The organism is Pseudomonas sichuanensis, assembly GCF_003231305.1.
Taxonomy (GTDB): domain Bacteria; phylum Pseudomonadota; class Gammaproteobacteria; order Pseudomonadales; family Pseudomonadaceae; genus Aquipseudomonas; species Aquipseudomonas sichuanensis.
In genome coordinates, this window is record NZ_QKVM01000086.1 from 1 (window position 1) to 13,614 (window position 13,614).

At 56.1% G+C, this 13,614-nt stretch carries 7 protein-coding genes; 2 read left to right on the forward strand and 5 right to left on the reverse strand.

Annotated elements, in window-relative coordinates:
• Positions 1-162: 162 nt before the first annotated feature.
• Positions 163-582, reverse strand: coding sequence for a hypothetical protein (locus DM373_RS27340; protein ID WP_009681704.1), 420 nt, complete (start codon positions 580-582; stop codon positions 163-165).
• 697 nt (positions 583-1,279) lie between these two features.
• Between DM373_RS27340 and DM373_RS27350 the strand changes: the two genes are divergently transcribed.
• Together DM373_RS27350 and DM373_RS27355 are read left to right on the forward strand one after the other, a co-directional pair.
• A complete protein-coding gene (locus DM373_RS27350; protein WP_009681705.1) occupies positions 1,280-6,238 on the forward strand; it encodes an AAA domain-containing protein in 4,959 nt (1,652 codons plus the stop codon).
• On the forward strand, positions 6,231-7,787 hold the full coding sequence (locus tag DM373_RS27355; protein WP_009681706.1) for a hypothetical protein: 1,557 nt from the start codon (positions 6,231-6,233) through the stop codon (positions 7,785-7,787). The genes DM373_RS27350 and DM373_RS27355 overlap by 8 nt, the downstream gene beginning before the upstream one ends.
• A gap of 500 nt (positions 7,788-8,287) precedes the next feature.
• On the opposite strand, the gene DM373_RS27360 is transcribed toward DM373_RS27355, so the two are convergent.
• The 4 genes from DM373_RS27360 to DM373_RS27375 are packed head-to-tail and all read right to left on the reverse strand — an operon-like array spanning position 8,288 to position 13,528.
• Positions 8,288-8,803: a hypothetical protein gene (locus DM373_RS27360; protein ID WP_009681707.1), complete on the reverse strand. Its 516-nt coding sequence runs from the start codon at positions 8,801-8,803 to the stop codon at positions 8,288-8,290.
• On the reverse strand, positions 8,800-10,713 hold the full coding sequence (locus DM373_RS27365) for a site-specific integrase (protein WP_009681708.1): 1,914 nt from the start codon (positions 10,711-10,713) through the stop codon (positions 8,800-8,802). Before DM373_RS27365 ends, DM373_RS27360 begins: the two co-directional genes overlap by 4 nt.
• Positions 10,710-12,401 (reverse strand): tyrosine-type recombinase/integrase, encoded by a 1,692-nt coding sequence (locus DM373_RS27370; RefSeq protein WP_009681709.1) that lies wholly within the window; start codon positions 12,399-12,401, stop codon positions 10,710-10,712. Before DM373_RS27370 ends, DM373_RS27365 begins: the two co-directional genes overlap by 4 nt.
• Complete coding sequence (locus tag DM373_RS27375; RefSeq protein ID WP_009681710.1) at positions 12,398-13,528, reverse strand: tyrosine-type recombinase/integrase; 1,131 nt, start codon at positions 13,526-13,528, stop codon at positions 12,398-12,400. The genes DM373_RS27370 and DM373_RS27375 overlap by 4 nt, the downstream gene beginning before the upstream one ends.
• Positions 13,529-13,614 lie beyond the last annotated feature (86 nt).

Genomic DNA, 13,614 nt, shown 5'->3' on the forward strand with positions numbered 1-13,614 from the left:
CACGAGTTCTCCCAACATTGCAAATGTTTCGCAAAACACAGCTATTACCCTGTAGGGGGCGAGCCTGACCGCATCGGCCTCATGCGTTGCGCATAAGGGGAGCACACTGAATTCGGAAAGTCATGCGCTACGGTTTTCGCGAACTGCTATGGGTGGGATTTCTTATACGTCTGGATCGGGAAGCCCGGCACTACTGAGCACCTTTCGAAGCACTTCGCGCTCTTCGCGATATGTCCAGGCACTTGGATGGTGGATTGCAAAATTCCGCGATGCCTCTTCCCAAGAGGTGTACCAGCTATCTTTTGCAGCGATGAACACCGGCGGGCGTCCTTCGAATTGGTCGCTGGTGATGTCAATGACGACGCCATCTAACTCAATCCAGGCATGAGAGCCACCGTCCTTTTCGCCGCAAACATACTCAACCCGCAACCCAAGCTGCGTATTGAAATAGTCACCGAGCAGTTCAGACACCACGCCGCAGCAGCCACATGGAAATTTCTTCAAGTGGTCCGGGAGTTGATCCAAGCCCTTCTGCTTCTCAAGCTCTTCCCGGAAGGCGTAGGCGACAAGGATATAGTCCAATGGGCTTTCCTCGGTATTCGTAATGAGTTCAGCGTCTCACGAGTCGCCGGAAACGAAAGGCCATAATCTGCCCTAATTGCTCGCGCCATCAGGTCACACAACGAAATATGTCCTGAAGATAACGGACTTGGTCGAAATCCCAACTCAATGCCGCAATTTTCCCACACCCAAGCGGTTTTCAACCCTCAATCCCGGCCCGCAACGGTACGAAACCTACGCCAAGCACAGCTCGAATGCCCGGCGAAGGGTGTTTTGATCAACGCTGAGGTACGGCTTGCTGTGATCCAGGTGTTGTTGGCCCAGGATAGTTTGCAGAGTCTCAACGTCACCTATCGCGGCCAGAGCTCGGGCAGCCAGCGAGCGCCGTCCACTATGCGAGCTACCGGGCTTTATAGCCGGCGGATCACCTGTTGGAGTGCGTGACAGGCCCGGTAAACCTTGCCGCCTTTCTCGCCTGTCCGCCAATTCGGCAGGCTGGGCTGACACTTGATCAGTTGTATCGTTTGTTTTCCTATTCCATTTGTATCAGTCTTGGCACTGGGCAAGCTTACAGGCTTTGCCAGTGTCTGAAGCCAACACCGACAGAGTGTTTCAAAAGCCAGCAGGAGCTGTGGTCGAACGCAAGCAGGTTGCCATGGAGGCACTATTGCCTCTAGCGCCTTAAGGTCGCTCGCAGGTCAGCAGTAGGGAAGCCAATATGCAAATCATCGTTCGGGGCAATGGGCTGCACAAAAGCGAGACAAATGCTCTGGATCAGATGCAGAAGCATCTGCGGGACAGTTGGTATGGCTACGCTTCAGTGCTAGTGGCCGACAAGCAAGGCTCGATGGAATTTGACCTTATTATCGTCACCCATGACCGGCTGCTGGTTGTCGAGCTCAAGGAATGGCATGGCAAGCTGACTAGCTACGATGGCAACTGGATCATAACGACCAAGCGTGGCGAGCAGAACCGAGGCAAAAGCGCATATCACCGTAAGCGCGACCAGGGCTACCGCCTGGCAGCCATCCTAAAGACTGAACTTGAACACAAGCTGGGGTATTGCCCCTATGTCGAGGCGCATGTCGTACTCTGCGGCAGCGCTACCCCGGAGTACCTACCGGAAAACGAACGTCAGTTCGTCCACACCCTGGAAGACTTTCTGAAGATCGGCGGTAAACACTACGAAGATTACGTTCAGAAAGTCAGGATGATCATATTCGATGAGATGGGCAGGTCGCGTCCGAACCAGAACCAGCCCATTTTTGACAGCTTCTTTCGTGGAAGTCGTGTCGAGCTCGCAGAGTTTCAATATCTTGAATACACGGCAGCCATTGCACCTGACCGTGTGCATGACCAGCACCTGTTCAGTGAGTACCCCGCCACGAACGCCGGCCCACCCATCAGCAAAGCCATGATGCGTCGCTGGGATCTGGCAGCACTGGGCCTGGCGTTTCACGATGACGAAACATGGCGTCGGATCGTTACCCGCGAGGACTTTGTGTTCCGAACCGCCAGCGCTGCCAACAGCCCACTGGAAGACTTCCTGCTGAGGCCCCTGTCTCCCATGGTGGAAGACAACATCACAAGCGACTGTGTTGAGTTGTTCGAGTTGCGCAAGAACACCCTGCGCCTTGAGCAGCATCTCAATCTTCACGGCCATAAATGGTCGGTGGATGATCGTCTCGACCTGACCAAAGCCTTACTTGCGCCCTTTGCTGAAATGCACAGCATGGGCTTCGCCCATCGAGATATTGATACCCAGAACCTTTGGTACTCACAGGATTCGCGCATTGTGCTGGCCTCAAGCTTTCATGCAGCGTTCATTCCTGACAAGGGCACAGTCAAGGATCTGGCTGAGCGCCTGAAAAGCAGCTCTACGCTGCTGCCCGAGGATGTCTACGCGGCCGAAGGGGATGTCCTCAGCCCTTTTGCGAAGGATGTGTACCTCTTGGCCCTTGTGGCCCACAAGATTTGCTTTCATGGCGCCAAGTTTGTCCTGGAAGAGGGAATTCCCGTCTGGCGTTCGATACCCAATGATCCCTTCGATGGCGAGTTGAATACTTTTTTTGCCAAGGCAATGGATCTTGAGCCGGAGAACCGCTTTGCCAACGCCTCGGAAATGCTTGCCGAGTTAAACACCCTGGCAATCGGCAAACCGCTGCAATACGACGACACACAGGAGGTCATGCAGGAGATCGCCAAAGGCGACTTCATCAAGGCCGACTGGAACCCTTACATGCTGATGAGTTACTTCCCTCCAGCACCGGGTGTAATCCCTGAGACGACAGCTGAGAAGATGGTCTATCGGTGCGTATTTGAAGGCGAAGAGGCACTTCTCAAATTCTGGCCGAAGGCTGTTGTAGACATCAAGAACCCTGGCATCAATCGCCGAATTCTGCGCATGCGTAAGCGTATCGAGCAGACTCTGGAAGACGAGTTACCATTACCGAGCCTGTTGAGCCATGGCATGTTTGCCAGCGGCAACGGACTGTTTGTGGTCACTCGGTTTGAGGAGGGCAAAAGCTGGCCAGATTTCATTGCAGGTCTGGACACTCTTGAAAAAAAGCTAGAGGCGGCCTCGGCGCTGTGCAACCTGCTGATCAATGTTCATGGCAGAGATTTCGCACATGGAGATCTGCACCCAGGCAACATTCTGGTGTGCCCAAGCCAGGCGGATGAGCTACTGTCCCTCATCTTCATTGACGCCCTGGATTTTGGCGATACGTCAGATCCGTACAACGTTGAGTATGGCCCGATCAATCCGGCGAGCACCGACAGCTTCGGGCGAGATTGCTATGCGGTCTATCAGATCGTTGAGGAGCTTCTGGGGGAGGAAGCTCCCAAGGCCCTAGCCATCGAGTTTGCCTTGGCCAAGGAGCAGCCTAACGGCATTCCGGTAGCCATCGATCCATTGGATGAAAGCATCAAGGCCGAACTTGAGGCCCTGAAAAAACCCTCACTCCCTGAAATACAGCCCCTCAAATTCGTAGCTGACGTTTTCAAGTGGCCTGCTACAGAAATGCTGCTTCAGGCAGGTGAATCGGCGTACTACCTGCAAGTCGAGCGTGCTGATCGTAACCCAGAGCAGCTGTACATAAAGATCACTGCGCAGGATAAGCGACTTAGTTTCAATTTCGACCCTGTGCGAGAGACCTTGTCGTCTGCATGGCTGTCGGACGTATCCTTCAGCGATTACATTTCCGCAGGCCATAAAGCTCAGGCTACCTTCACCCAACCTATTGCCATTCAGAAAGGTATTTCCACCAAGGCAACGGAAGAGGCATTCGTCCGCTTCCTGTTAAACCAGGAGCCCGTGCAGAGCTTCCTCAAGAAGTCTGATGAGGTGGAAGGCGAGGAGGTTGTCGAGGATGAATGTGATGCTTTCGTCGATCAGACAGTAAGGCCCTTCACCATTTGGAAGGCCATGCTGGAGACGGAGGGCGACCAATTGATGAGGGTTGAGATTGAAAACGCGACCTTCGAGGAGAGCCAGACCGGAGCGCTGCTAATCCCCTATGTGGCGCAGAATGGCCGGGATCTGGACTTCAACGAGGATGCAGGTGATATCGGCATCTACCTAGATGGTGAAAGTCGTCCATTTGGGGAAGTGGTTGCCGAGGAATGCAGCTCGACCCGACTGGCAGTGCGCATGTTTTCTGCCGGCATTCGCAGCGTGAAGCAAAAGCTGACTCCTGGTACGGAGCTGATTTTTGAGTCAAAACTCAACAATGCATCACGTGAGCGCCGCAAAAAAGCGATGGAGCGCGTGCTGAATGGTGTATCCCGCATCTCGAACCTGCCCGCCTATTTTGATCAGGACGGTGCACAGCAATCGAAAGTCATTGGCAAGATTCCAGAAGAAGTGGCGATCAGGGCTCGATACGACTCTGAATTCGAGCAACTGAACCCCCGGCAAATTGTGGCCTTCCAGCGAACCGTCTCCGAGGGCCCGATTTCTGTCCTCCAGGGCCCGCCAGGCACTGGCAAGACCGCTTTTGTCACCAAGCTGATCCACTACCTGTTCGAAAATGAGTTGGCGGGGAATATCCTTCTGGTGGGGCAATCGCATGCTTCGGTAGACACTGTGGCGATCAAGGCCCGAGAGCTGTGTTCAGCGCTTGGTACAGACTTGAGCGTCATTCGCCTGGGTCATGAATCGGCTATCGATGACCAAATGCTCCAGTGTCATTCCAGTTCGATCCAGCGCCAAATTCGCTACAAGTTTCAGCGTGAATATGAAAAGCGGATCAATGCGCTTTCCTCCCGCCTGATGCTCAGCCAGGAACTGGTGGAGGAATTGGCCAAACTGCATCGCAGCATCAGCCCAATTCTTGATCGAGTGCGCACGTATACCAAGCAGAGAGATGAAATTGCCGCCAAGCGCCAAATCAGTGAAGAAACGCGCATCGACAAGGTCATGGGCTATGACGCCAAGATCAAAAGCTGTGTGGAGTCGCTTCAGCACCACATGGACAGCCGAAAGTATGAGTTCAATCTACCATCACCTGCTGCTCCGGAGTTCTGGAGCGAGCTGTCCACTCAGGTGGCACGGCAGCATGGCGTCACCAATCAGCTGGCACTTCAGCGGTTGAACAATCTGATTGGAATCAGCCAGGACTGGATTGACGTATTGGGCTCAGGGGCTGCGAACTATGACAAGTTCCTGGTCAAGACCTCGCAACTGGTGTGCGGCACTCTGGTGGGAATCGGGGCGGGCGGTATTCACATTGAGGAGATGGAGTTCGACTGGGTCATTGTTGATGAAGCAGGGCGAGCACAAGCTTCGGAATTGATGATCGCTATGCAGTGCGGTCGCCGTGTTCTCCTGGTGGGTGACCACAAGCAGTTGGCGCCCATGTATGAGAAGAAACATATACGAGAGGTCGCCAGGAAGCTGCAGATTGATGAACGGGAGGTGCTCAAAACCGATTTTGAGCGCGCCTTTCTCGTGAACAATGGCATTGCCTTGGATACTCAGTACCGGATGATTGAGCCGATCGGCAAGGTCGTCAGCCATTGCTTCTATAACAACGAGCTGTACAGCTTCCGCAAGAAAGCTGATCCCTGGTGCTCGGAATTGCCTTATCCCTTGAACAAACCAGTCAGCTGGATCGACAGCGGCACAGGGGAGCGGGCGGTCAATGAAGACGAGCCTCAGAAAGGCAAGTTCGTGAACAAGCATGAGGTCGCTGTGTGCCTGCATCTGCTGCGGCAACTGGCACGCCCCGAGCACATGGAAAAGCTCAACGCCAAGCGCACTCCAATGAGCCCACAGCCGATTGGCTTAATCACGATGTACCGGGGGCAGAAACGTCTGATCGAAGAGGAACTGAGTCGAGCGGAATGGGCGGCCCCACTGCGCGATGCCGTCAGGATTGATACTGTAGATTCCTATCAGGGCAGCGAGAATGCTTTATTAATCCTCAGCTTAGTTAGGAATAATGACAAGGGTCTTCAAGGTTTCCTGGTAGATCAATCCAGGATCAATGTGGCGTTGTCCCGAGCCAAGGATCGCCTGGTGATCATCGGCTCCAAGCGCATGTGGAGTGGCGTGAACGCACCTTCCGCGTTGGGCAGCGTTGTTCGCTATGTATCCGAGCAGCACGCCATTTCGCCAGATGATTACGAAATCGTTGACGGCACCACAGTGATTGAGGGCCAGCGCAATGAATGATGAATATCAAGCCGCCGACGCCTCTGGCTTTCGCATCTGCAACACCATTTCCCTATTGGTGCCGGCGTATCAATACCAGATCAACTGTGCTTGGACGAAGGAGGTTTCCCTTCCTGCGGTTGAGGAGTTTACCTGCCGCTTGCTGCTGGCCTTGCAGGAAGTGCTGCCTGGCGAGATCCGAGATTATTTCGGCCTGTCTAAGCGCGAATGTGACGTGTTGATCGAGACGCTCATCCGTAACAAGCTGGCGGTCTACACCAATGATGGGCATCTGACGCCGTCATCGATGCTTATGGATCGCACCAAGGGCAGTTCATCGGCCAGTCCGAGCCTCACCAAGTATGAGGAGAGGATTGAGCGCCCCATCTTCGAGCTGCTCACCAAGACGATCATGCCGCCAAGCCAGCACAACCGAACCCGCTGGGGGCTTCCACAGATCCCTGTGCCGCCAGAAAGCAAGGGGTGGTCTGTACTGGCTGTCGCGGATGCCTTCGGCGATCAATACCGAGCTTTCCTAGATTTCTCGAAACTCTCCGAGTCGGAAACCCGCAAGACCCGACTCTACAAGGTCGGCACCTGTGACCAGATGGCCCCAGTCAATATCCAAGTGGATCTGGAAATCGGCTTGTTGCCAACGCAGGCCGGCAATGTTGAGATCATCAAACGTGTCGCCGAGAAAGTCGGGGGTACTCGCCAGCGCCCGTTAAGCATGGATCTGGAAGCCAAGATATCCGACTACCTCAACAGTCTCAGGATGCCCAAGGACGGGATGAGTCCACAGGAATACTGCCAGGAGTTCAAAGACGAGGTACTAGCACGTTACCTGGACGATCGAGGGTTGGACATCAACTCATGGCTGATCGATCACAAGGATCGCAAAACCGGGTATGGCAACCAGGAAACAAGGGCGATGATTGGACCCTTGTATGACAACAACAACCGAATCACTCTAGGCCGCATGCTGGAAGACCTCTCCAAGGACTGGCCTGAGGGTACGATTCACTCTGCCCTATGGTTGTCGAGCTCTGTCCCTCTTTGGGCGGCCAATGGAACGCTGCTGAGCGATTTCTGCCGCAAGACAGCAGAAAAGCTGAGCGAAGCCCCACATGTCAAAGGCAAGATCACTGCGATCCTGCCATTCGATGACAAGAAGGAGTTCGGCCAGCTGCGCAGCACCTACCATAACCGTATTCCAAACGGGATCGCGTTCGAAGGATCGGATCTTCAGGATCGTTTTGAAATCTTCTTGATCCCCGGCCAGCTCGCTGTGGTGCAGTACCACTTCCAGCCGAGCGATGATAGTGCTGCAACCGTGCCGATTGGCTACATCACCCGTGATCCTGTGCGTGTTGCCCACATCGACAATTTCCTCAACTCTCGGCTGTCCGGTCGGGGAGAGGGTTTTGTTGTGTGGAGCGAGGATTCGGAGAAGGACATCACCAATCACATGGAAAAGGATCGTCTAGAGCTGATTCAATCCAGTAGCCTGGGCTTTCCTATGACTAGTCAGGTGAAGCTTACAATTAGAAAGCCGCCCAGAAAGTGGTAAGTGAGCTTAAAACGGTTACTTGGACTGAATCGCCCCGGCTTTCCTAGAGACTCTCCAAGTTCTGGTGAACTTCCCCGGTGACATTCCCGTCCACAAAAGCCAGGGCAGCCAATTCAGGCGGGTGACCGTGCCGGTGCGGCTGGATCGAGCGATCATCTACACAGCCGTTAGACGGGCTTGGGCTCTTTGGCCTCCGCGTTGCTCTACCCAGCGGACAGCGCCAACAGGCGTTCAGAGCGGTTTCTATAATCGACTATAAAGACCTATAAAACCCATTCTAGAGCGGCTCACGCTATCTCCGCCACCGGCAAAGCGGAGAGCCATCGGGCTCGTTGCTGTTTTCCATCCAATACCTGCAAAGCAAAGAAGGTTGGTAGTCGACGAGCCACCTGCGTTCTGCAAGTGATCTGGGCTCAGTAACCCACAGGGTTGAGTCGGAACACCTACTCCTAACGCTGCGAGCAATGCTTAGAGCGGTCTTAAAGTACAGTGCCCTGGGTTCACTCGGAGTGATCGCGGGGCCCGGCGACCGACCTCAGCGGAACCGACTTCGCAGTCACGGCCAATCTAGTCTGCAAGTCCGCTATGAGCTTGTCGCGCTGCTGGATAGTGGCTTCAAGCTCCCGTACGCGGTGAGTCAGCAAATAGTTCTGACGAGCCCATGCAGTAATTTCATCTCGCGCCGCCTCGAGTGCCTCCCGATACTCGCGGGCCTTGGCCTGTGCTTCCCCCAGCTCCCCTTGCTTAGCCTCCAGTTGCTGCTTCGGCATGGTTTCGTTGAACTTGCGGATCGCCGTCAGGATGGGCTCGTGGAAACGATAAAGCGTGGAGCGATCGATACCCGCTTCTCTCGCCACTGTCGTTGCGCTGATCGCAGCGCCGCGCTTAACGCGGCGCGGATTGCCATTTCTTAGGCGAGCGAGCGCCAACTCTAGCTCTTGGCGGGTCTGCCGCTGCGACGCTTCCTTGTGCGCCCGTAGCGCCTCGGGATTACCTGCTGCGTCCACGCCGCTCATGCTTCCGACCTACTGCCATCGAGTTTGCTGATCACCTGATTCGCTTTCTCCAGAATGCGGTTGGCCCGGCTCTTGGCCGGTACGCCCATATCGGGTAGTTGCAGCACCACTAGTTGCTGCTCAGCAATTTCTTTCCAAACAGGAAGGTGTTCAGGGCCGATCAGCGCCATATTGCAGTCGACGCACATATCGGCCTCGAACAGACACAGCCCACCGCAGCTGCCCCCTTTGGCATTACCGGCGCACCAACTATGCCCGGTACCGTTGAGGGTGATCGTGCTGCTCAACTCCTGAATCAACTCGTCCTTGTTCTTGGCGGTGCGAACCATGGGGCGCCACGTGCCCAGCCAATCCTCACCTTTGGCCAAGGGGGTATCGGAGTCGAGGTAACCGGCCAGTATCTCCGCTTGGCGTTCCTGTTTAGCGCGCACCACGTCGTCCAGCAGACCGTTATCGATCTGGTACTCGTCGGCCCCGCCGTCGGCATACAACATGGTCATGTCGAGGCTCCAGTGCCCATAGTGCTCTTTTAGGTACAGCAGATCCCCCAGCTCCGAACGAGCATAGTTGTAGGCGAACGTGCGCCGGAACTGGTGGGAAGCCAGGTCCCACACTTCGCCGTTGTCGGCTCGGATCTGGAAATGCCGGCAGAAGTCCTTCAGCCACCTGTTGACGGCGGCGCCGCCCGGCATCACGGCCACCGGTCCCTGCTGGCTATAGTGCGTCGCCAAGAACAGCTTGTTCTTGCTCCTGGATATTTCCGCCAAGCGCTTTGCATGCTTCGACTCGATGGTTTCCAGCTTGCGAAGCTTCCGCTCTTCGTCCCGGAGCATCGATTGGAAAGGCTCGATCATGCGCTCGGCGAGATCGACCGCTTGCACCACGATCGGCGGCACTAGCCATTTGTGTGGTCGCTCGCCGGTCTTGTAGATCGTGCCATGCAACCAGATGCACTCGTAGCTGCCATCGATTCCGGGCTCCCTTGAGATGCACCCGGACTCCAAGGACATCATTTCGGAGTTGCGCAGGCCGGAGAACATGTTGATGCAGATGTAGCTGGCCGTCCTGAGTAGCGCCATTTCGGCATGCAGTTCTCTGAGCCCTGCATAGCCGTGTGCCCTGGCCACTTCCGTACCAAAGACCTGTCGATAGGCATGCCCTTTCACGCCACGCGCCTCGGCTGCCGCCATGGCCTGCTCCGCCTCGGCCTGAACGACCAAGATCGCCGGCGCACGCTGCTCAACGTACTCAATGGCTTTCTGAGCAAGCGGTACGAACACCGACTCGGGAATCACCGGCGTTTTCGGCACTCGGTGGGCCATGCGTTGGTCCATGCCGGCCAGCAGGGCAGCACTTTCAAATGGCCAGGGATGAGATGGCAGGTAGTCATCGATCTTCCCCACCTGCGCATACAACTTCTCGACCAGGAGCAACCTCTTCATCACGGTACTTTTGGCGGACTTTCCATCCTTGGCTGCCACTACGTACTCCAGGGTTCTGCCATCCAACTGGGCAAACCTGGTGATGCCTTGACTGACCATCCAACGCAGCAGAAACGCTAGGTTGCCCATCAGGGAGATCAGTGTCTTCAGCCCCAGGCGCTTCCCGCCCTCGATGGGATCGACATGAAGCGACCAAATGAAATCCTTGGCCGAGGCCAACAAGCTGCGATGCGCCTCGTCGGTCAGCCTTGAACCGTCCGGCAGCGCGATACCCCAGATGATCCGCTTTTCACCGTCCTTGGCATTCTCCCTTGAGATGTACGGCCAGAAATTCCAGACGTCATCTTCGTACCGGCTGATTACCACCGGCGAGCCTGCCGTATCGACGGCGGCCGAGACAGGCAAACGTGCTTTTTGCAGGAAAGTCAGATCTGCCAGGCGAGTAACGTCAAGCGGCAGCGGGATCATAATGCGGCTCCAGAGACCGCCCAGGCGGGATGAGGTGTCAGCCTGGCCTTGCTCTTTGCTGCCTCGACCAGGTCAGCCGGAAATTGCGTTGCTATGTCGTTGTCGATGGTCTTGATGACCCAGCCGTATGTCTTGACCCAGTGATGCGGGGCGATCTTGTTTCTTTCGGCAAGCAGCTTGTTGTAGAAGCTGAACATCTTCCAGAGATCGTCCTCGAAAACCACCATCTGCGGGCATCTGAAGCAGACCATGTACTTGCCGCAAACCTCTCCTCCCTCGCGAAAGGGATTCTTGCAGCGAGCAACGACGGTGTTGTATCCGCCGCTCAGGAGTTCGTGCACGTTCTGCAGCGGAATCCTGCCATCGGCGGCCAGTGCCGTGGCTTTTGTCTCATCCGCGGAAGTGATCCAGCCCACCATCGCTTGACCCACAAAGACATGATCCCGCTCAGCAACTGCCGGTAACGACACATAGTGGCGTGCGGTGGTCTCGGCGGATGCATGGCCCAGTGCGAGTTGGACTTTGCGAATATCTCGTGTTCGGGCATACAGGTTGGTGCCGAAGGTCGGGCGACAACGAGCGACGCTGAAGAGAAGGCGCTCCCCACGGTCATCCACCAGTTCATGTCGTGCCACGAAATCCGCGATGGCGTTTCGGGCATCCACTTGGGTGAAGCGGTTAACCCGCCCCTGACGGGTGGATCTTGGGTGGCGCCCGGTATGGGGCACCTGCCACAGGAATACGACGTCGCGATCCTCGGCGCGCGCTTCGTCGCTCAGTGAGCGGGTGAATTCAGCCAGCCACCGGAAGTGGTTGCCCACGGTGGTGGGAATCGTGAGTATCTGCTCTTGCTCAGCCCCCTGGTCGGCAGCCTGCGCCCGGTATGATGCGGCCTGCGTGGAACCGCCGCGGCGTTTTTCAGTGATGAGAACTTCCCGATCCTTGAGCGGATGGGGTTTTAGGCTATCTCGTCGCAGCTCAAGCAGGCCTTGAAAGTTCCGGCCGGTGGCCAATGCCAAAACGATCAGGTGCACCGCCAAAACCTGGGCCGGAGACAATGAGTCTTCGCCCCTTTCATTGTGAATCCGCTTCAAGTCTTGGTTGCACGCCGCAATGATCCTGTTCTGCTCGCCCTTGCTGTAGGACGCGCGCTTCGGCACCAACCGATTGATATTGGGGAACGGCGACTTGGGGAACCTCAACTGAGTGCTGACCGACTCCGGCGTCTTTTTCATTCGGTTGGTCAGCACTGTCTTCAGCGCAGAATAGGCGTTTTTCTTCGCCGAGAGTGACAGCGGTTGACCGGTCCGCCGCCCCCCGCCGGCGATGCGTCGCTCGAGCCACGCCAGGAAATCTCTGACCACCTTCTCGTCAATCTGGCTCAAGCGGCTGACAACGCAGCCACTCTTCTCAAGGTCATCCAAGAATGGCAAGAAGTAAGTGGCGAGTTGCTGAAATATCCCCTGCAGGGTGATTCCCACCAGCTCATGCCGCAGCGACCACACGGCATCCCGTACATGCATCACCAGGTCATCGCGATCACGCCGGCACCATGGATCGAAATCGAAGCGGATTTCACCATGGTGCTGACAGCTGATGGTGAAGCACCATGACGGCGGCAAATCGACAACAGTGCCATCCAGTGTGATGGACTCGACTTTCCGAACGACCCGCTTCCTGCCAATCATGAACGACTCCCTACGCGCTGCAGGACCTCTTCAACGTAACCGTCCACCTCATCATGTTTCAGCAGGTCCGCCGCATGCACGTAAACCTCGGTGGTGGTGATGCTCGAATGGCCCAGACGATCCCGTACCCAGTGCAACGCGCCATCCGTGCCGCGCCGCTCGGACATGCGCAAAAATTCGTAGGTGCCGAAGGTGTGTCGGAGACGATGAGGCGTGCACTTCACCCCAGACTTGGCCGAGGCTCGTTGAAAGGTCACATCCAAGCCATCCAGCGACAACTCAGCGCCATCACGGGTCAGGAAGAGCCTGGTTGTCTCCGCGCCATGGCGCTTGTGGTACATGCCGGCTAGTTTCGGTCGATCCCGCATCATGTAGTCGAACAGATGGCCCGCCAAGTCGTATGGCACCATCACCCAGCGCTCCTTGGAGCCCTTAGTCGGCGTAAGACTCGGATCGAGCGTCATCTTGATGGCCTTACTTGGGGAATGTCCGGCCGGCGTCGGCAGAACCCGAACATCGAGCGCGCAGGCCTCCTCACGACGCAGACCACATAGCAACATCAGGTAGGCCACCAGTTGCGTCCTGCGAGGCGACAGCGCCCCGATAAACTGGACGGCCTCCGGGATGCTCAGAAACTTGGGGAGTTGCTGCTGAGTACGCAAGGTCAACTCATTGGCCTGCAGGCGATTCCCTGAAGCATCGACGTGGGCCAAGAACCCCTTGGGTTTTGACACAAGCACATCCTGAGTTTCGAATGGCAGCTGTTCGGCCAAGCCCTGGCGAGCGCACCAAGTGTAAAACGCACTGGTGGTCGAAAGGCGCTTGTTGATCGTGGAGCGGGACAGGCCACGATCCAGCATCGAGTTGCGCCAGACCGCAATGTGCTCCTGGTTCACCCGAGTCCAGAACAAAGCGTTCTCTTCGAGGAAGGAGAAAAACTCGTAGAGGTGGTCTGCGTAGGTTCGCCAGGTGGCGGGAGAGCGAGTGCGCCCTCGCACGACCGCGATGTGGAAAAGGTAACGATTGGCCGACTCGATCAGCTCTGCACCGGCATTGGCCAGGAACGGAATCCCTGGCAAGGGCACGCCATTCAGCTCGAAACTCTCATCCGTGTAGAACACCCGCATAGGCCTTTCCCTTCTAGCAACACCATGATGGTAGTGTGCTGATTCTTAAGGATATTTGTCAGCAACACCTTGATGCTAGTAGAACA